Below are 18,265 nucleotides of genomic sequence, written 5' to 3' on the forward strand. Positions count from 1 at the left end.
CCTTCACGCGAAGGTCCTCCTTTGTGTTCTATCATTGATCTTCTTTATTTTTTGTCTCATCGGGAAGTACTTTCTCAAGTTTTTCCTCCGTCTTGTTAGCAAGAATCTCAGAGAAGCGGAACAAGACGATGCCGACGATGGCCGAGACGAAAATATAGAGACCGACAAATAAGTTGATCGCTCCGTTTGATAGGGCGGTGAACAAGATCGAGAACTCGCCACGCGGGGCGAGTGAGAAGCCGGCCTCGTTCGCCTGCACCCGCGTCAAGCCATACATGCGACCCCCGACGCGTCCGACGATCCACTTCGATAACACGCCCCAAACGATCAGGACGAAGAAGAGGGCATTGACGATGACCCCTTGATCGAGATTGATGGAGATCCCGAACGAGATGAAGAAAATCGGCAAGAACAAGTCGCGAACGGGTACGGTCAATCGTTTCAACGGCCGCACATCGTGGATGCCCGCAAGCATGATGCCGGCGATGAACGCCCCGAGAATCTCGGACAGGCCGAACACCATGCCGATCCCGGCAAAGAATAAAATCAATCCAATCAAACCGATACTCGCATCATCTTGTCGCAACAGATGTTTGACGAACCGCTGTCGGTTCAAAACGAAACGAGACCCGATGAAGAGGAGCACTCCGAAAATCAGAAATCCGGCGAACACTTTCCCGATGTCCGTGAAAGCGATCGGTTCGTCTTGGATGATGAACGGGGCCACGGTCAAAATGAGCGGGGCGAAAATGTCTTCGAAGATAAGGAGCGCCAGTACGAACTCTTTCACATCTTCATGTTTTTCAGAATGTCGCTCGAGAAGTTTCGCCGAAATCGACGAACTCGTCGCATAGAGGACGGCACCGATCAAAAATGCTTGTGAGAAGTCGAGACCAAACAACAAAGCGATTCCAATCGTGACCCCGAAGGCGAGAAGGACATCTAGGACGCCTGCTTTCCACACTTGTTTCATTCGCTTGACGAGCTCGCTCAGCGGAAACTTTAAACCGAGTAGAAAGAATAACAGAATAATCCCGATTTCCCCGGCGATTTTGAAGACCTCATTCCCGTCCCAAAAGAAGCCGACCGCGACGCCGATGGCAATGAAGGCGAGGATACTAGGAAAGAACAACCGCTCGATAATCAAACTGAGCACCGAAATTACGGTGAGTGCCAATCCGAGGAATACGATTACATTGAATACGTCCATACGTCACCCCCTAAAAAAGGGAAGGATTGCTTCACCATCAGTTTTCACTCCATTGATATTCCATCCCGACCGATTCGGGACGAGAATAGTCAAATCCGAACTGGCGATACAGGCCGTCTGCCGGAATGTCAGCAATCAGACTAATGATGGCCGTCTCGTCTGCTTCCTGTAAAATCCAATCCATCAATCGTTCCATGATCAATTTACCAAGCCCAAGGCCTTGACACTCGGGATCGACGACGATATCGACGAGATGAAACACCATGCCGCCGTCCCCGACGACACGTCCCATCCCGACCATCGTGTCGTCTTTATATAAACAAACGCCGTATAACGTGTTAGCGAGCCCTTTCACCGTGCCTGAGTCGGAACGCTTCGGCATGCCTGCTTTGACGCGAAGGCGTTGATGCTCCTCCGGTGTCGGTGTCTCAACCCGTACATCTACTTCATTCACCATGTCACTACTCCCTCTCTGCGCATAAGTTAAAATTATTTTCCCGCTATATTGAATCGGTAAACCTTGATTTCCGGATGACGTTGTACAGATAATGAGAGAAACTGGAATGGAGAAAGGTTGTGTGGGAATGATTGAAGGTCAAACGATTTTGCCTGCTCTCCGAGACATGAAAGACCTCGAGACATTTGTGAGAGGGCCATTCAAAGTTGGCGTCTTGCTTGAAGTACATGTGGCCCGGCTTGATGCCGTGTTTCAGTTACTAGCGGCCCATGACAAGCAAGTGTTCGTCCATCTCGATTTGATTCAAGGTCTGAAGGCGGATGAATATGCGACCGAATATGTGTGTCAGACGTTTCGACCGTATGGAATCATCTCGACGAAAGGCAGTGTCATTTTAAAAGCGAAACAAAAGCAAGTTAAAACGGTGCAGCGTCTGTTTTTAATCGATTCGAGTTCGCTCGAGAAGAGTTATCGCCTCATCAACCGCACTCAACCGGATTATATTGAGGTATTACCAGGTCTCGTCCCGAAATATATCCGGTGCGTGAAAGCAGCGACAAACATTCCAGTCTTCGCCGGCGGCTTGATCTCGTCGTCTGAAGAAATCGAGGCCGCCCTTGAGGCAGGTGCGACCGTCGTGACGACGTCTGACCAAACACTTTGGTCGAACTGATAGGACTCATTTTCATGCAATCAGGGTATTCTACTGTTCAGGAGGGATGACAATGAAACAGACGATGATTATAACCGGTGTCAGCCAAGGAATCGGGCGGGAACTGGCCCGCCATTTTAGCACGACATATCGTGTTGTCGGACTCGATATCGGGCAAGACCCACAACTTGAAGGAGTGACGTTCCATCAGATGGATTTGGGGGATCATGAGGATGTGAACCGCGTATTCAAAGTAATTCATCAAGAAGTCGGCACCGCCCATGTGCTTATCAATAACGGTGGCGTATCCTCACTCGTCAAACCGATGACCGAACTCGACGTCGAGACGTTCAAACGCGTGATCGATGTTAACCTCGTCGGGACGTTCGCTTGCTCGAAAGCTTTCTTGACGTTGAACGAAGGGGCTGATTTCGGCCGCATCATCAACGTGGCCTCGACCCGCGCGCTTCAGAATGAGGCTGATTGGGAAGCATACGGCGCCTCAAAAGGCGGGATCGTTTCGTTGACTCAGTCGATGGCGGTCTCTTTGGCTGAACGACCAATCACGGTGAATGCGGTCAGTCCCGGATGGATCCATACCTCGGATGAAGCCCTTCGTGATATCGATCACGCGCAGCATCCGTCAGGACGTGTCGGGACGCCGGAGGATATCGTCCGTGCCGTCTCTTATTTGATTGACGAGAAAAACGATTTCGTCAACGGGCAAAATTTGATCGTTGACGGGGGCATGACGAAAAAGATGATTTACGAAGCTTGAATCAAGAAACTGGGACCATTACCCTATCTTTCAACAACCGATATGCGTGTAAAGGCCTAGTGACGGGTATAGGATGGGGAGTACATTGAAACTAGCGAAGGAGGAAGCGTCGTGCATCAAATCATCGAGGAGGCACTCCGTTTCGCGGCCGTCCGTCACGACGGACAGTTTCGAAAAGGAACGAATATTCCTTACTTGACCCATCCTGTGGCGGTCTCCATGTTGCTCGTCGAAGATCGGCAACCCGTCCCGGTCGTCGTGGCGGGTCTGCTCCACGACTTGCTCGAAGATACGTTGACGACACCTGATGAACTGAGTGAACGATTTGGACATGAAGTGACACGTCTAGTCAAGGCTGTGTCCGAGCCGGGGAAACACCAGTCGTGGGAAGAACGCAAACGGATGACGATTCAGCATGTGCGGACGATGCAGTATGATGAAGTCGCACTCTTGGCCGCGGACAAGCTACATAATCTGCGTTCGATTCGTCTCGACGTCGAGTCTGCCGGCAAACAAGTATGGGACCGTTTCAATCGGCCGCTCCGCGACCAGTCCTGGTATTATCATGAACTGCTCCATGCGTTGAAGCCGTTCGCGCAGACGACGACGCTCATCGAAGCGTTCGAGACGGAAATGAACTTGTTGTTTTACGGAGTCGAAGAAGGGCGGACCGAGAAGTTAGAGAAGTTGTTCGGTGTCATCAGACATGGGTTCCGTGAAGAAGAGTGGCTTCAAGAGACGACGACGCTTTGTCAGACCGCTTTCGAGCTGAACGAGACGATGCGCGAAGGGTATCGTCACGGGACCGAGGTCAATCAACTCGAGCTCGACGCCTTGTCGGCTCAATTGAAAGAAGCTGGACTGTGGGAACGCTTGTCGCTCCCGGCACTCCAAGCGATCGATGAATTATCGTATCGAATGGCATTGCAGTCGGACGAGATCGTCGCGTGGCTTGAGTGAAATGATTGTCAAGTGACCTTAAACGTGATATATTCATCGTGAACATAAGAAGGGGAGTAGCGACCACGAATGTGGTCGATGGATCGTCACTACGGTGCAACGCACTCGGTCCATCGAGCTTCTGATCCAAGTCCGCGAGACCTTTTTATGGATGCTTCTTCGGCGTCCATAAAAAGGTCTTTTTTGATTTTTTGAAAAAGGGGAGACACAGAAAATGGTATTTATTTACTTCATCTTGGCCGCAGCACTCACCGTGTATGCTGCCATCAAATTATCGACGTATGCCGACGTCATCAGCGAGAAGTCGACGATGAGCGGCATGCTCGTCGGGACCGTGTTGCTTGCCGGAGCGACATCGCTTCCGGAAGTGACGACGAGCGTATCGGCCGTCATGATCAATAACCCGGACATCGCCATCGGGAACATGCTCGGCTCGAACTTGTTCAACATCTTTATCTTGGCGATGTTTGACTTGTATTATCGTCAGAAGCGTCTATTTAACGAAGCAAGTCGGGATCACCTCTACACGGCGAGTCTCGGTTTGATGTTGACGCTCGTGACGATGCTCGCACTCGTCATCCGCATCGACTTCACGATTCTCGGGATCGGGATCGATGCCTTATTGATTGCAGGGTTGTACGCGGTTGGGATTTACTATATCGGACAACGTCCAAAAGAACCTACGACAGAACGGGAAGTCGAGCAAGAAGTCGGTGTCAGCGTCACCGACTCAATTCCGATCAAGCGCGCGGTCATCGGCTTCATCATCGCCGCACTCGTCATCATGGCGGCCGGAACGGCGCTTTCAGTGTTAGGTGACCAAATCGCCGTCGTGACCGGACTCGGTTCGAGCTTTGTCGGCAGTTTCTTGATCGCGGCCTCGACGTCGCTCCCAGAAGCGGTCGCCGTCTTCGTCGCCTTGAAGCTTGGTAACGTCAACTTGGCGTTCGGTTCGATTTTGGGGAGTAACATCTTCAATATGCTCATCATCGCGATGTCGGATGTCTTCTACCGAGGCGGTTCGATTTTGGCGGATGTGTCCACGTCACACTTGGTGACGGCGATCGGGATCACGATCTTGTCGGTCTTGGTCATGTACAGTGTCCTTCGAAAAGATGTCACGTCGAAGTTCCGCTACGTCTTGCCGTCCGTTCTCGTCGTCCTCGTCTATTTCGCGTCGTCTTACTTCATCTTCATCGGTTGATCGACCACACGGTGTCCTCGGACATCGTGTTTTTTGTTTGAGGCGGTTCGAGGAATCACTTTTCACTCACTTGGGTATAGAAGGAGGGAAGGAGGGGTGGCGATGCAAATGCATTCCGTGGAACGTCTTGATGATTACGTCATATTAATCCCAGCATATAATCCCGATCAAGCGCTCGTCACACTGGTCCGGGAGTTGAAAGAAGAAGGGTTCGTCCATCTGTTCGTCGTGAACGATGGGAGTGCCGAGACGTCCCGTCCGATTTTTGACGAGGTCGGAAAATGGGTCACGGTGCTCGAGCATACCCGGAATCAAGGGAAGGGTGCGGCGTTGAAAACCGGGATTCGACATGTCGTTCAGCATTTCCCTAGAACGAACGGGGTCATCACGGTCGATGCGGATGGGCAACATCTGCCGGCCGACGTCTTGAAGCTGTATGAAGAAGGCATACGTTGGCCTCATCATTTGATTATGGGCTGCCGCGACTTTTCAGGGTCCGATATCCCGTTCCGGAGCCGATTCGGAAATCAGATGACGCGCGGCGTCATGTTGCTCGGCAGCGGTCTTCGTCTGAAGGACACCCAAACCGGCCTCCGGGCGATTCCGCTGCGGTATGCAGAACAATTGCTTGATGTGCCGGGGAACCGTTATGAGTTCGAGATGAACATGTTGACGTTCACGAAACGATTGCAAGTCCCGATTCATCAGACACCAATTCAAACCGTCTATGTGGCAGAAAACGCCTCGTCCCATTTCCGGCCGGTGATCGACTCGATTCTTATCTATCGCATGTTTTTGGCCTATTCATTATCATCGGTCGCATCATTTCTGTTAGACATCGGGTTCTATGCCTTGTTCGTCTATTTGTTGAATCCGTGGTTCGAGACGACGCACGTCTTGATTGCGACGGTCGTGGCCCGTATCCTGTCATCGCTGTTCAATTATTTCGTCAATCGGAAAATTGTGTTCCATTCGAAGGCGAAGCGGGCGATGCCGAAATACTTCGGTCTAGTCGGATTGCAGATGGCGCTGTCGGCCGGTCTCGTCTATGCGCTGTTCTATGTCATCCGCGACGGTGAGGTGTGGATCAAAGTGTTCGTCGACAGCTTCTTGTTCGTCGTCAGTTATTATGTCCAGAAAAAATGGATCTTTAAACGCTAACAGGCCAAGACGTGTGTCTTGGCCTGTCTGGCATGCATATCGTTCAATAAGCGAGTTTTCCGAGCTTGACCGATGTGTACCGGTGCAGTTCACGCGGATCATGGATCCCGGTCTTCTGCATCATGTCGCGCATGAGCAGGGCACAGACGCGAGCATCTTCAGCCGCATCGTGATGCATGAACGGGACGTTCAAATATTCCGCCATCGTGTTCAGCTTGTGATTCGGCAGACCTGGATACAGTTTTCTCGACAACTTGACGGTACAGCCGTACTCGATCGTCGGAAACGTATATAAATCGTATTTGGCGATCGCTTTCTTGAACGCGCCCATATCGAACGATGCGTTGTGTGCCATGACGAGGTCGACATCCCGCAGCGTCGGATAGAGCTGTTCGAGCACCTCGGGTAACGCTGGGGCGTCCCAGACATCGCTCGGCCGGATGCCATGGACCCGGATATTGCCGGCATCGAAGTCTTCCTCCGGATTGACGAGCAGTTGGTTCGTTTCGATGATTTCACCGTCGACAAGCAGGCTCCAGCCGACAGAGCAGATGCTGCGACTATCGCGGTTCGCCGTCTCGACGTCGATGGCAAGAATTGAATGTGGCATAATTAATCCCTTTCTCGTAAAAACAAGTATAAAAAAAGTCTAACATATCGTTAGACTAAAAAGCGATTATGCGGCCACGAGGTTGCGGCATGCTTCGGCACAGCGGAGACATGCTTCGGCACAGCGTTGGCAATGGTCGTGCAAGTGGCGGCCACATTCGACGGCGCACGTGTCACACACCTGGGCGCAGAGTGCACCAATCGGTTTGGTGAAAGCCGAATCGGTCTCGAGCGCGTTCAAGGCGAGTGCACACACTTCCGAACATTCTTTCGTCAGCCGGATACACTCGGCGACCATCAACAAATCTTCTTCTTGTAAGCATTTTGAGAAACAATGATTGCTTGCCCGCATACAGTCGATGACGGCTAAAATGGTCTCTTCGACAGAGGCTCGGTCCATGATAAGTCCCCCTTTAGAATAATGATGTCTTACAATCATTACCCGCTAGCGGATGAGTTAAACCGAGCGGCGACGCAAAAAAAGTCACCCCTCAAATGAGTGGTGACTTCAATAATGGAGCATAGCGGGCTCGAACCGCTGACCTCCACGCTGCCAGCGTGGCGCTCTCCCAGCTGAGCTAATGCCCCGTTCGAAAATTATTATATCATCCTAGTAAAACATTTGGCAATGGCTATTTTTAATTTTTTTGAACAAAGTTTAATCAGCACTGAACGTGGGAAAATCACAAATGATGTTATATTACGAAAGCAGGTGTCATGTATGGAAATGATTTTACTCGCACTCTTACCTGCCTTGATGTGGGGGAGCATCCCGCTCATCGTCTCAAAGGTCGGCGGGAAGCCGATTCAACAGTTGATCGGGACGACAATCGGGGCGATGGTGATGGCGGTCATTATCGCACTCGTGTTCAATCCCGGGTTCACGACGCTCGCAATCGTGACCGGATTCATCTCCGGCGCGTTTTGGGCACTCGGACAATATTTACAGTTCCAATCGTTTCAAATTTTAAGTGTCTCGAAGGCGATGCCGATCAGCACCGGCATGCAGCTTCTCGGTACATCGTTGTTCGGTGTCATCGTCCTCGGAGACTGGAAAACGACGACCGAACTATGGCTCGGATTTTCGGCGCTCGTTCTCATCGTGATTGGGGCTGCGTTGACGTCGTATCAGCAGAACAAAGACGGCGACAGCAGCGGCGCCTTGAAGAAAGGCTTGCTCGTTCTGCTCGTGTCGAGTATCGGTTACGTGACGTACGCCGTCCTGACGAACTATTTCGAGGTCGACGGGATCACGGCGATCTTGCCACAGTCGGTCGGGATGTTCGTCGCGGCGCTGTTGTTCAGCCTGCGTGAGAAAGATGTGAAGAAGTTCGATCCGAAGACGTTCAAAAACATCTTGGCCGGGATCGCCTGGGGGATCGGGAACTTCGGGCTGTTCGTGTCGAGCGGTGAAGTTGGAATCGCGACGTCATTCGCCTTGTCGCAATTGAACGTCGTCGTGGCGACGCTCGGCGGGATCTATCTATTAAAAGAAGAGAAGACGACGAAAGAACGTGTCTTCGTCTTTATGGGTATCGGCCTCATCGTCGTGGCCGGATTCATGCTCGGAATCGCTAAAAGCTAAAAGACGGGTCAGACGACCCGTCTTTCGCTTACCAGGCTTGTTCGATGAATGCGTCACGCCCAGATTTTTTCCGGTCCTCTTTATAATGGGCCGGATTTTTTTTATGGAAGTCTTGATGGTACTCCTCGGCCGGATAGAACGTGTCAGCCGGTAAGATCTTCGTGACGATCGGCTGTTGGAAACGTCCGCTCGCCGCGAGCGCGTCGCGACTCTGCTCTGCTTTCACACGTTGTTCTTCCGTATGATAGAAGATGGCCGGCGCATATTGACTGCCTCGGTCTTGGAATTGACCGCCGTCATCGGTCGGATCGGTCTGAATCCAATACAGTTCGAGCAGTCGCTCATAAGCGAACAGCGTCGGGTCGAACGTGATCTCGACGACCTCATAGTGTCCGGTCGTCCCTGTCTTCACTTGTTCATACGTCGGATCGTCGACGTGACCTCCCGTATAACCTGATACGATCGACTCGATGCCGGGTTGTTCCTCGAACGGCGTCACCATGCACCAAAAACAGCCGCCTGCGAATGTTGCTTTCTCCATTATCTTGTCCCCCTCATCTTCATTCCCAAAAAAAGCGCCCATGTCATCGACATGAGCGCTCTGTCATATCGGCCAAGGCAATCGCCTTGCTGGTAGTAGCACCTTGCCGTAGCAGGTTGCTGTGAAGTCATAGAGCCAGGTCTCTCGTTCACTCAAGATATCGATATGTAGTTGGTGACAGCATCATACCATCAGATTTGAAGCGGCGTCAACGGTTTGGCTTGCGCCGTAGTTGGAGCAAGGTGGCACCGAGGATCAGGATGACGAGCACGATGGAGAGCGGTAGCGTATACGGGGCGTCCCCGGCATATAACTGTAAGAAGAACAAGGCAAAGACGGACAATAAGACGAGTACGTACGAACGGTTCATAGTAACCTCCCTTTTCTTTCAGTGTACCAAGTTACACATTCGTTGGCGAACGAAAACAGGAAATCAAATGTCGATAGCGAATACCATCGAGTGACCAAAGGAGGAATCAATATGACTGACACATTTGATTTTATGGAACTCGATATCGAATCTGCCCATCGCGGATATAAAGAAGGAACGTTTACGGCACGTGACGTGACGGCCTACTATTTGACCCGGATCGCCCAGTTCAACGACAAACTGAAGGCGGTCATTCAAGTGAACCCGGACGCGTTGTTCGAGGCCGAGTCGGCTGACCGGGCGTTTCGTCGCGGGCTACGCTTGCCGCTACTCGGCATCCCGGTGCTGATCAAAGACAATGTCGAGACAGCCGGACTCATGAAGACGACGGCCGGGGCCGTCGCCCTCGAACATCACTTCGCAGGCCGGGACGCCCATCTCGTCCAAAACCTGCGAGCGAGCGGGGCCATCATCCTCGGGAAAGCGAACTTGTCCGAATGGGCCAACTTTTTGACCGAGGGCATGCCGAACGGCTGGAGCGGTGTCGGTGGGCAGACGCTCAATCCATATGGGGATAAGCTCGATGTCGGAGGTTCGAGCTCAGGTTCGGCCTCTGCGGTCGCAGCGAACCTGACACTGCTCGCTGTCGGTAGCGAGACGAGCGGCTCCATCATCCATCCGAGCGTGCACAATGGCATCGTCGGCATCAAACCGACCGTCGGCCTCATCAGTCGGAGTGGCATCATCCCGATTTCGCGGTCGCAAGACACGGCGGGACCGATGGCACGAACGCTCGAAGACGCGGTAAGGGCACTTGAGGCGATGGTAGGGGAAGACCCGGCGGACCCGGCGACACTCAACCTCCCGGCCGGCCCGCCGTATCGGACGTGCCTCGACGAGCGCCAAGCGGTCGGGATGCGTGTCGGGATCGTCAAAGCTGATTTATCAGCAGAAGAACAAGCATTATACGGTGAGACGACCGAGCTGTTGAAACAGAGCGGCATCGACCTTGTCGAAGTCGAACTGCCCGCCCATGATACACTCGACCAAGGCGATATTTTGTACCACGAGTTCAAACTCGGGATCGAGGCGTACCTGGCCACGACGACGCTCCCGTACGAGACGTTGTCGGATTTGATGGACTGGAACAACAGACATCCTGAGACGATCCCGCACGGACAAAAGACGTTCGAGAAAGCGGAAAGATTGTCGGGACGTCTCATCGAGGCGGCCTATTTGACGCGCCGGCTCGATGACGTGCGTGACGCCAAGACGGACGGACTCGACCGCCTATTAAACGAACAGCAGTTGCACGCGCTCGTCTTGCCTCACGATTTGAACTATGACATGGCGGCAAAAGCCGGGCATCCGACCATCACGATCCCATATCGCTTGAAAGCGAGCGGGGCGCCGTTCGGCCTGTCGTTCACCGGGACGAGTTATGCCGAACGTGACTTGATCCGTCTGGCGTATGCGTTCGAGCGGCATATTTCGCGTCCCGTTCCACCGTTATAAGAACGTTGCACCCGTCGTCCACGTCCGCTACAATGGTACGTATGCGGATTGAAGAAAGGACAGATAGCAATGAAACCATCTATATACGGGCTGACGTTCGATCAGCTGACAGAAGCGTGTGTCTCTTGGGGATACAGCGCCTTCCATGCGAGACAAATTTGGGACTCGCTCTACATCGACCGAGTGAAACAAATCGAGGACATCTCGGTACGGGCCGAGGTGCGTGAGGCGATCGCCGCCGAATACGTCATCTCGACGCAAGACCTGTTCGTCAAACAAGAGGCGGGCGACGGGACGGTCAAATTTTTACTTAAACTACACGACGGGCACTATATCGAGACTGTGCTCATGCGACATAAGTACGGCCGTTCGGTCTGTGTGACGACGCAGGTCGGGTGCAATATCGGCTGCAGCTTCTGTGCGAGCGGTCTCTTGAAGAAGACACGTGATTTGACGGCGGGCGAAGTCGTCGAACAAATCATGACCGTTCAACACTACTTGGACGAAGTCGGCGAAGGGGCCCGGGTCAGCCATATCGTCGTCATGGGGATCGGCGAACCGTTCGATAACTTTGACAACTTGGTCGACTTCTTGCGTGTCGTCAAGGACGAGCGCGGTCTCGCGATCGCGCCGCGTAAAATCAACGTCTCGACGAGCGGACTCGCCGACAAGATTTACAAGTTCGCGGACCTCGATTTGCGCATCAACTTGGCGCTGTCGCTCCATGCGCCGAACGACGCGCTGCGGACGCAAATCATGAAAATCAACCGGGCGTTCCCGCTCGACAAGCTCATGCCGGCCATCCGGTATTACGTCGAGAAGACGAACAAACGAATCACGTTCGAATATATTCTCCTGTCGAAAGTGAACGATTTACCGGAGCACGCCGAGGAATTGGCGGCGCTCATCGACGATATTAAGGACAAGTCGTACGTCAACTTGATCCCGTATAACCCGGTCAACGAGCATATCCAATACGAGCGCAGTACCTCGGAGGACATCATGGCGTTCTATGATGTCTTGAAGAAGCGTGGCATCAACACCGGTGTCCGCCTTGAGCACGGGACTGACATCGATGCGGCATGCGGCCAGTTGCGCAGTAAACATATGAACGTCGAAGGTGCGAAATAAGTGGACTCCTTGAATCGAATGATTCAAGGAGTTTTTTTTCATAGAGCCGCTCCGGTGAAGGAAAGACGGACATCGCCCCTAACTCTGCGGAACGATTTTGAAAAATCTTGAATAGACCTCGTCCGCTCAGGGAATAGTCAGTTGAAATCAATGTAGAGAGTGGAGGCAATTCAATGGAGACAGTAAACGCTGCGTTATGGATTCGAGTCAGAAATACACTTGGGGAAGGCCCGTGTTGGGATGCTGAACTGAAACGGTTCTATTGGGTCGACATCGAAGGACACACACTTTGGTGGTACGACGAAAAGGAAGACGAGCTGTCATCGTTCGATATGGGACAACAGATCGGGTTTGCGGTCCCGAAAGTGACAGACGGCGTCGTCGTCGGCTTGAAAGACGGCATTTATGAATGGGACGAGGGATCGAAGCGACTCGATAAACTCGTCGAACTCGATGACCCGGAAGGGGATCTTCGCTTCAACGACGGAAAGGCCGACCCGTACGGACGAATCTTTGCCGGGACGCTTCATCTCAACGACGAGGAGAACGAGGCGACGCTCTATCGCTTGAACCGTGACGGCACGACCGAGGTCATGCTCAGTGAACTGACGCTGTCGAACGGTCTGACATGGTCTCCGGACCACTCGACATTCTACCATATCGATACACCGACCGAGACGGTCCGCAAATACCCGTTCGACTTGAAAACAGGAACACTCGGGGATGGGGAAGTCGTCATCGATTTCAAAGATGAGGAAGGATTCCCGGACGGCATGACATCCGATGAGGACGGCTTTTTATGGATTGCCCACTTCGCGGGCGGACGCGTCTCGCGCTGGAACCCGAAGACGGGTGAAAAAGTGCTCGAGGTGCTCGTGCCGGCCCCGAACGTCACGTCATGCTGTTTCGTCAGTGATGACTTGAAACAACTTGCGATCACGACGGCGCGCGAAGGAATGGATGACGCGGCGCTCGAGGCCCATCCGGACGCAGGGTCGGTCTTTAAAATTGATACAGATGTGAAAGGGATGCCGCTCTATCGGTTTGGTCGATAAGGAGGTACGAAGATGGTAAAACGATTGCTCGTTCGTGCGGGAATCGGTTTGGCGCTCGCGGCGGTCGCCCGGGTCGGGATTCAAAAGCTGTTGGAGGCAAACCGGGAAGACGATCATACGTATTTGAATCCGCGGTGGGATGAGACGCCGAGTGTGGATGCCGACAAGGACGCGGATGAGGTCGGTCTGACCCAGCTCGACTCGATTTATCGAGCCGAATGGCAGGCGAACGCCTATCCACGCTCAGAGGCCGAACGCAAGGCGTTAGAGGAATAGGCAGGAGAACACGTCCGGAAACGGGCGTGTTTTTTTCTTGACAAGACGTCACCGACCCGTCATTATCTAAAAAGTAATCATTACGATTTAGGAGTGGGTAGAATGAGACGAATCCCGATCACCGTGCTGTCCGGTTATTTAGGAAGCGGTAAGACGACACTATTGAACCACATATTGAACAATCGGACGGGCAAGAAATACGCCGTCATCGTCAACGACATGAGCGAGTTGAATATCGATGAGCGATTGATTGAACAGGGCGGTTTTTCAAGGACGGACGAAAAGTTGGTCGAACTATCGAACGGCTGCATCTGTTGCACGCTCCGTGAGGACCTGCTCGAGGCGGTAGCAGAGCTTGCGAACGACCGGGACCTCGACGGAATCATCATCGAGTCGTCCGGTATCTCAGAGCCGATCCCGGTCGCCCAAACGTTTACATATGCCGATGACGCCCTCGGCATCGATTTGACGAGCCGAGTCTATATTGATGCGATGGTGACCGTCGTCGATGCGTTTCGGTTCTTAAAAGATTTCAACTCGGGCGAGTCGCTCCATGAACGCAAGCAGGCGATCGAGGCGACGGACGTCCGCGAAGTCGTCGACCTGCTCGTCGACCAAGTCGAATTCGCCGATATCATCGTCTTGAACAAGGCGGATCGCGTGACCGAGACCGAACTCGGCGAGATGACCGGACTGTTGAAGGCGCTCAACCCAACCGCGAAGCTGTTGACGTCTGTCCATGCGAACGTGGAATTGACCGAGCTGTTGGATGTCAATTTGTTCGATTTCGAACAGGCGATGCATGCGGCCGGGTGGATTCAAGAACTTGAGACAGATGTGCACACGCCGGAGACGGAAGAGTATGGCATCAGCTCATTCGTCTACCGTCGGCGTCGGCCGTTCCACCCGGAGCGTCTCCATGCCTGGATTGAGACGTTTCCGGAAGAAATCGTCCGTGCGAAAGGGTTTTTATGGATCGCTTCACGGAACGACCTCGCCTGTCTGTTTTCACAAGCGGGTTACGCCTCGACGCTCGAACATGCCGGACGCTGGCTCGCGACGCTTCCGGAAGAAGAGCGCCGTCACATGTTCGCGGCCGAACCGGAACTCGCCGCCGACTATGTCGAACCGTACGGGGACCGACAGACGGAGCTCGTCTTGATTGGGCAGCGGATGGATCGAGCCATCATCGAACAAGAGCTCGATCACTGTCTGCTGACAGATGAGGAGATGGCGCTGGATTGGTCGACGCTCCGGGACACACTTCCGGGGAACGAGGTCGTCACGTTCTCATAAGACCGTTTACAAAATGAAAGCGGTCGTCTATACTGATTCTTGCATGAACAACCGCATACATTGGACTACACTAGGGGTGCTTCGGCTGAGATGTGAGCATGGCTCCAATCCCTTATGACTCGATCCGGGTAATACCGGCGTGAGGAAGTGTGGCACTTTTTCTAATGGATTAAAATTGGACGAGTGGCCGCATTCTCATGGATGCGGCTTTTTTGTGTACACATAATAAGGGGGAATAGAACATGAACAAACAATGTGGAACGAGCCCGATCGTCGGTTTCCGCTTTACACTGAGCCCGATGACGACTGATTTCGTGAGCATCATCAAAGGGGCGTTGAAGGAGACGGATTTACAAAACGTCTGGCGACATACCGATGACGTGTCGACGGTCATCCGTGGACGAAGTGAGCATGTATTCGATGTGGCTAAGACCGTGCTGTCACACGCGACGAAGACAGGGGAACATGTGTCGATGAGCGGGACGTTCTCGGTCGGGTGTCCAGGGGATACGGCCGGAGATGAAGTGCTCGTTGTGTCGAGCGAACCGCTTAATGGTCCCGTCGGTCCGCAATATGTCTCTTCACAGTTCGCGCTCTATCCGCTCGGTGATGAGAACTACATGGACATCATCTACGAAGAAATCGCTTTTGCGAAAGAGCGGGGTGTCTTCAATGACTCGATGCATTACGCCTCAGGCATACATGGGGACATCGAGCCGGTGTTCGCTTTCTATGAGGCGACGTTTGATCGCGTCCGACAGAAGACAAGCCACGTCGTCATGACGGTGACGTTCAGCGTGAACAGCCCGTCACACGAGGGACGCATGGATGCTTAAATCGTGGAAGTTAAAAGAAATCGTCTTGTTGTCGATTTTATCGGTCGTGTTCGCGGTGGTCTATTTGGCGTTCGTCCATGCTGGGAACTTGTGGGCCGGTCTGATTGGACCAATCGCCTACGAATGGATTTTTGGGATATGGTTCATCGTCTCGATTATCGCAGCTTATATCATTCGCAAGCCTGGGGCTGCATTCTTATCCGAAGTGCTTGCGGCGACGATTGAGATGATGATTGGCAACGCCATCGGACCGCGCATCATTTTAGTCGGGATCGTTCAAGGGATCGGCGCCGAAGCGGCGTTCGCTTTGACGGGTTATAAACGCTATGATCTTTGGGTGCTCATGCTCGCCGGATTCAGTGCTGCTGTGACAAGTTTCGCATATACGTACGTCATGGGAGGGCTCAATGCCCTCAGTCCGACATATGTGGCTACGATGTTCGCACTACGCGCAACGAGCGGGATGTTGATTGCTGGTCTGGGCGGTAAGATTTTGAGCGACTTGTTGCTTCGGACGGGCGCGCTTGATGGGTATGCTCTCGCGCGACAGGACCGTATGCATGGTTGAGGCAGAACATCTGACATTTCGTTATCCGAACAAGAAATGCGATGTCTTGACGGATATCACACTACGTCTAACAAAAGGGAGAACGGTCATTACAGGGGCAAGTGGGTCGGGAAAATCAACATTGCTCGCTTTGATGAATCGTCTCTATCCGGACAATTGTGATGGCATCGTGACGGGCAGATTGCACTTGTTCGATCGCTCTTATGATACGTATGAAGCTGGCGAAGTGAACCGGCGCGTCGGAACGGTCTTTCAGGACCCGGACAGTCAGTTCGTCATGCAGACGGTCGAAGAAGAATTGATTTTCACGCTCGAAAACTTTGCCGTCGCGAGAGACGAGATGATGGCCCGTGTCACCACAATGTTAGAGGCGTTGCATTTGACCGATTATCGTCACCGTACCATTCATGACCTATCGGGGGGTGAGAAGCAGCAAATTGCCGTCGCTTGTGCCTTGATTGGCCGTCCCGAGTGGCTCCTCCTCGATGAGCCGCTCGCTCACCTCGATCCTGAGACCGCCCATCATTTCGTTCGTTGGCTCGACGGCGTCGCACAGACCGTAAACGTTGTCGTCATCGAGCATCGGCCATACATATGGGGTGATTTTTTTAACCGACAAATAAAGCTCGTGAGTGGGCGCATCGACTATGATGGACCGTTCATCGTCCGACCAGATTATGCGTTCTCTCCAATTAAAGTTGAACGAGGAAAGGAAATGTTATTTCACATACCGGAATTAAAACGAAAAACATTTCAATTAGCAGCGAGCGAGTTAAAGGTCGCTGAGGGTGATCTCATTGCGGTGCTCGGTCGAAATGGTAGCGGAAAGTCGACATGGCTGCGAAGCCTAGCCCGGAAACATCGTGAAGTCGGCCTCGTCCCGCAATCACCGGCGCATCTATTCGTTACGAATGATGTGACCCGAGAACTTGCATATGGCCATAATCGCCCGATTGAGGACGTCTTAACGCGGCTCGGGCTCGAATCAGTGCGTGACCACCATCCACTCTCCCTTAGTCACGGTCAAAAACGAAGGCTCGCCATCGGAGTGATGATGCTGTCTAATAAACAACTGATTGCGTTTGATGAACCGACTGCCGGACAAGACGAGGTATCGCTTCGTGCGCTCTATGACTTAATGGTCGAACGAACACGATCCGGCCAGACGATTTTGTTTGTGACGCACGACCTCAGCTTCGCGCGGATTGCGAACACATATTATTTGATGTGTGACGGCGACTTGAGTGGGCCATATGACGCTTCACTCTGGGATGAAAAAGAATTACTACGCACCCACGGCTTATTGATGGAGGAATCGCGATGACATTTCATGAGATGAACCCGACGATTAAATTTCTGACCGTGGCATGTCTCATGTTCGGTCTCGCCTTCATGTATAACCCTTGGACTCCGCTTGCTGTTTTTCTCGGTACAGTTACACTTCAAACGCTATTCTCTGCTGTGAGCTGGAGAAGATGGGGGTTGTACATGATCCCATTTTTATTGACCGCGCTCGGGACATTGTGGACGACGCTCGTCTTTGGAAAGCAATCAAGCGGAGATGTCGTGTTCAAGCTGTTTGGCAATGATGTGACCGACGAGAATGTGATGCTAGCAGCGACGCTCTCCTTGCGTGTGTTGGCATTCACAGCCTTGTCGCTTCTGTTCACGCTGACGACGGACCCGAAACGGTTCGTCTACAGTTTGATGCAACAAGGAAAGCTGTCACCAAAAATCGCATATAGTGTCTTCGTCGGTTTTCGTTTCTTTCCGATTCTAAAAAAAGAACTGATGCAACTATATGAAACGCATGCGCTACGAGGCGTACGTTTGGAGACGAGACTCGATCACATCCGCCACGTCCCCAAATTAATCGTTCCGCTTCTTGCTGGATCGATCCGCCAAGCGGAACGAATCGCGTTCTCGATGGAAGCACGTGGGTTTACGGGGGAACCTCGAGCGACGTACGAGGTTGTGCCCGTCACCAGGAACGACTTTCTGTTGGCGTCGCTTTTGCTCCTATTGTTTGGAGTGAGCGTATGGATTGGCATATAAACGAAA

General features: G+C 52.6%; 21 protein-coding genes, 1 tRNA gene and 2 riboswitches. Of the genes, 15 read left to right on the forward strand and 7 right to left on the reverse strand.

Translation table 11 applies throughout. The annotated features are described in order from the left end of the window. Positions 1-31: 31 nt before the first annotated feature. Positions 32-1,210 carry a cation:proton antiporter gene (locus KNP79_RS04900; protein ID WP_034777732.1) on the reverse strand — a complete coding sequence of 393 codons (1,179 nt, stop codon included), beginning with the start codon at positions 1,208-1,210 and terminating at the stop codon, positions 32-34. Positions 1,211-1,247: 37 nt separating this feature from the next. Next, positions 1,248-1,667 carry a GNAT family N-acetyltransferase gene (locus tag KNP79_RS04905; protein ID WP_215191412.1) on the reverse strand — a complete coding sequence of 140 codons (420 nt, stop codon included), beginning with the start codon at positions 1,665-1,667 and terminating at the stop codon, positions 1,248-1,250. 127 nt (positions 1,668-1,794) lie between these two features. Here KNP79_RS04905 and KNP79_RS04910 point away from each other — a divergent pair, with 127 nt between their 5' ends. From KNP79_RS04910 to KNP79_RS04930, 5 genes are all read left to right on the forward strand, one after another. Next, entirely contained in the window at positions 1,795-2,340 is a 546-nt protein-coding gene (locus KNP79_RS04910) for a glycerol-3-phosphate responsive antiterminator (RefSeq protein ID WP_034779918.1), read from the forward strand. 52 nt (positions 2,341-2,392) lie between these two features. Further along, complete coding sequence (locus tag KNP79_RS04915; protein WP_215191414.1) at positions 2,393-3,097, forward strand: SDR family NAD(P)-dependent oxidoreductase; 705 nt, start codon at positions 2,393-2,395, stop codon at positions 3,095-3,097. Positions 3,098-3,208: 111 nt separating this feature from the next. Then, entirely contained in the window at positions 3,209-4,057 is an 849-nt protein-coding gene (locus KNP79_RS04920) for an HD domain-containing protein (RefSeq protein ID WP_034777725.1), read from the forward strand. A gap of 214 nt (positions 4,058-4,271) precedes the next feature. Further along, positions 4,272-5,261: a sodium:calcium antiporter gene (locus tag KNP79_RS04925; RefSeq protein ID WP_034777723.1), complete on the forward strand. Its 990-nt coding sequence runs from the start codon at positions 4,272-4,274 to the stop codon at positions 5,259-5,261. A gap of 108 nt (positions 5,262-5,369) precedes the next feature. Beyond that, positions 5,370-6,422 carry a bifunctional glycosyltransferase family 2/GtrA family protein gene (locus KNP79_RS04930; protein ID WP_034779916.1) on the forward strand — a complete coding sequence of 351 codons (1,053 nt, stop codon included), beginning with the start codon at positions 5,370-5,372 and terminating at the stop codon, positions 6,420-6,422. Between the two features lie 43 nt (positions 6,423-6,465). Here KNP79_RS04930 and KNP79_RS04935 read toward each other — a convergent pair whose 3' ends face one another. From KNP79_RS04935 to KNP79_RS04945, 3 genes are all read right to left on the reverse strand, one after another. Continuing rightward, positions 6,466-7,032 (reverse strand): 3'-5' exonuclease, encoded by a 567-nt coding sequence (locus KNP79_RS04935; RefSeq protein ID WP_034777719.1) that lies wholly within the window; start codon positions 7,030-7,032, stop codon positions 6,466-6,468. A 66-nt stretch (positions 7,033-7,098) separates the two neighbouring features. Then, positions 7,099-7,431, reverse strand: a complete 333-nt coding sequence (locus KNP79_RS04940; RefSeq protein WP_034777716.1) for a four-helix bundle copper-binding protein — start codon at positions 7,429-7,431, stop codon at positions 7,099-7,101. 115 nt (positions 7,432-7,546) lie between these two features. Continuing rightward, positions 7,547-7,619 (reverse strand) — tRNA-Ala (locus KNP79_RS04945). A gap of 133 nt (positions 7,620-7,752) precedes the next feature. Here KNP79_RS04945 and KNP79_RS04950 point away from each other — a divergent pair. Next, positions 7,753-8,616 (forward strand): GRP family sugar transporter, encoded by an 864-nt coding sequence (locus KNP79_RS04950; protein WP_034777713.1) that lies wholly within the window; start codon positions 7,753-7,755, stop codon positions 8,614-8,616. A 28-nt stretch (positions 8,617-8,644) separates the two neighbouring features. On the opposite strand, the gene msrA is transcribed toward KNP79_RS04950, so the two are convergent. Then, a complete protein-coding gene (msrA, locus tag KNP79_RS04955; RefSeq protein ID WP_034777710.1) occupies positions 8,645-9,157 on the reverse strand; it encodes a peptide-methionine (S)-S-oxide reductase MsrA in 513 nt (170 codons plus the stop codon). 63 nt (positions 9,158-9,220) lie between these two features. Beyond that, positions 9,221-9,321: riboswitch (SAM riboswitch) on the reverse strand. 44 nt (positions 9,322-9,365) lie between these two features. Continuing rightward, positions 9,366-9,527: a hypothetical protein gene (locus tag KNP79_RS04960; RefSeq protein WP_034777709.1), complete on the reverse strand. Its 162-nt coding sequence runs from the start codon at positions 9,525-9,527 to the stop codon at positions 9,366-9,368. A 111-nt stretch (positions 9,528-9,638) separates the two neighbouring features. On the opposite strand from KNP79_RS04960, the gene KNP79_RS04965 reads away from it, so the two are divergent. From KNP79_RS04965 to KNP79_RS05005, 9 genes are all read left to right on the forward strand, one after another. Continuing rightward, a complete protein-coding gene (locus tag KNP79_RS04965) occupies positions 9,639-11,042 on the forward strand; it encodes an amidase family protein (protein WP_084592822.1) in 1,404 nt (467 codons plus the stop codon). A gap of 69 nt (positions 11,043-11,111) precedes the next feature. Continuing rightward, positions 11,112-12,173 carry a dual-specificity RNA methyltransferase RlmN gene (gene rlmN, locus KNP79_RS04970; protein WP_034777707.1) on the forward strand — a complete coding sequence of 354 codons (1,062 nt, stop codon included), beginning with the start codon at positions 11,112-11,114 and terminating at the stop codon, positions 12,171-12,173. A gap of 173 nt (positions 12,174-12,346) precedes the next feature. Then, a complete protein-coding gene (locus tag KNP79_RS04975; RefSeq protein ID WP_215191416.1) occupies positions 12,347-13,228 on the forward strand; it encodes an SMP-30/gluconolactonase/LRE family protein in 882 nt (293 codons plus the stop codon). A gap of 12 nt (positions 13,229-13,240) precedes the next feature. Then, positions 13,241-13,504 (forward strand): hypothetical protein, encoded by a 264-nt coding sequence (locus KNP79_RS04980; protein WP_034777704.1) that lies wholly within the window; start codon positions 13,241-13,243, stop codon positions 13,502-13,504. A 102-nt stretch (positions 13,505-13,606) separates the two neighbouring features. Beyond that, entirely contained in the window at positions 13,607-14,800 is a 1,194-nt protein-coding gene (locus KNP79_RS04985) for a GTP-binding protein (RefSeq protein ID WP_034777702.1), read from the forward strand. Positions 14,801-14,862: 62 nt separating this feature from the next. After that, a riboswitch (TPP riboswitch) is annotated at positions 14,863-14,963 on the forward strand. Between the two features lie 79 nt (positions 14,964-15,042). Next, positions 15,043-15,636, forward strand: coding sequence for a YkoF family thiamine/hydroxymethylpyrimidine-binding protein (locus tag KNP79_RS04990; RefSeq protein ID WP_034777701.1), 594 nt, complete (start codon positions 15,043-15,045; stop codon positions 15,634-15,636). Then, positions 15,629-16,204: an ECF transporter S component gene (locus KNP79_RS04995; RefSeq protein WP_034777699.1), complete on the forward strand. Its 576-nt coding sequence runs from the start codon at positions 15,629-15,631 to the stop codon at positions 16,202-16,204. The genes KNP79_RS04990 and KNP79_RS04995 overlap by 8 nt, the downstream gene beginning before the upstream one ends. Further along, positions 16,197-17,528, forward strand: a complete 1,332-nt coding sequence (locus KNP79_RS05000; RefSeq protein ID WP_214763166.1) for an ABC transporter ATP-binding protein — start codon at positions 16,197-16,199, stop codon at positions 17,526-17,528. The genes KNP79_RS04995 and KNP79_RS05000 overlap by 8 nt, the downstream gene beginning before the upstream one ends. After that, positions 17,525-18,259, forward strand: coding sequence for an energy-coupling factor transporter transmembrane component T family protein (locus tag KNP79_RS05005; RefSeq protein WP_214763165.1), 735 nt, complete (start codon positions 17,525-17,527; stop codon positions 18,257-18,259). Before KNP79_RS05000 ends, KNP79_RS05005 begins: the two co-directional genes overlap by 4 nt. The last annotated feature ends 6 nt before the right edge of the window (positions 18,260-18,265 follow it).

It is taken from the genome of Exiguobacterium sp. s7, assembly GCF_018618195.1.
GTDB classification, from domain to species: domain Bacteria; phylum Bacillota; class Bacilli; order Exiguobacteriales; family Exiguobacteriaceae; genus Exiguobacterium; species Exiguobacterium mexicanum_A.

Coding starts and splice junctions, on each gene's coding strand:
- KNP79_RS04940 (WP_034777716.1), bottom strand. CDS start 7,431: ATGGACCGAGCCTCTGTCGAAGAGACCATTTTAGCCGTCATCGACTGT.
- KNP79_RS04905 (WP_215191412.1), bottom strand. CDS start 1,667: ATGGTGAATGAAGTAGATGTACGGGTTGAGACACCGACACCGGAGGAG.
- KNP79_RS04900 (WP_034777732.1), bottom strand. CDS start 1,210: ATGGACGTATTCAATGTAATCGTATTCCTCGGATTGGCACTCACCGTA.
- rlmN (WP_034777707.1), top strand. CDS start 11,112: ATGAAACCATCTATATACGGGCTGACGTTCGATCAGCTGACAGAAGCG.
- KNP79_RS05000 (WP_214763166.1), top strand. CDS start 16,197: ATGGTTGAGGCAGAACATCTGACATTTCGTTATCCGAACAAGAAATGC.
- KNP79_RS04995 (WP_034777699.1), top strand. CDS start 15,629: ATGCTTAAATCGTGGAAGTTAAAAGAAATCGTCTTGTTGTCGATTTTA.
- KNP79_RS04960 (WP_034777709.1), bottom strand. CDS start 9,527: ATGAACCGTTCGTACGTACTCGTCTTATTGTCCGTCTTTGCCTTGTTC.
- KNP79_RS04990 (WP_034777701.1), top strand. CDS start 15,043: ATGAACAAACAATGTGGAACGAGCCCGATCGTCGGTTTCCGCTTTACA.
- KNP79_RS04975 (WP_215191416.1), top strand. CDS start 12,347: ATGGAGACAGTAAACGCTGCGTTATGGATTCGAGTCAGAAATACACTT.
- KNP79_RS05005 (WP_214763165.1), top strand. CDS start 17,525: ATGACATTTCATGAGATGAACCCGACGATTAAATTTCTGACCGTGGCA.
- KNP79_RS04965 (WP_084592822.1), top strand. CDS start 9,639: ATGACTGACACATTTGATTTTATGGAACTCGATATCGAATCTGCCCAT.
- KNP79_RS04935 (WP_034777719.1), bottom strand. CDS start 7,032: ATGCCACATTCAATTCTTGCCATCGACGTCGAGACGGCGAACCGCGAT.
- KNP79_RS04910 (WP_034779918.1), top strand. CDS start 1,795: ATGATTGAAGGTCAAACGATTTTGCCTGCTCTCCGAGACATGAAAGAC.
- KNP79_RS04930 (WP_034779916.1), top strand. CDS start 5,370: ATGCATTCCGTGGAACGTCTTGATGATTACGTCATATTAATCCCAGCA.
- KNP79_RS04950 (WP_034777713.1), top strand. CDS start 7,753: ATGGAAATGATTTTACTCGCACTCTTACCTGCCTTGATGTGGGGGAGC.
- KNP79_RS04980 (WP_034777704.1), top strand. CDS start 13,241: ATGGTAAAACGATTGCTCGTTCGTGCGGGAATCGGTTTGGCGCTCGCG.
- KNP79_RS04985 (WP_034777702.1), top strand. CDS start 13,607: ATGAGACGAATCCCGATCACCGTGCTGTCCGGTTATTTAGGAAGCGGT.
- msrA (WP_034777710.1), bottom strand. CDS start 9,157: ATGGAGAAAGCAACATTCGCAGGCGGCTGTTTTTGGTGCATGGTGACG.
- KNP79_RS04925 (WP_034777723.1), top strand. CDS start 4,272: ATGGTATTTATTTACTTCATCTTGGCCGCAGCACTCACCGTGTATGCT.
- KNP79_RS04915 (WP_215191414.1), top strand. CDS start 2,393: ATGAAACAGACGATGATTATAACCGGTGTCAGCCAAGGAATCGGGCGG.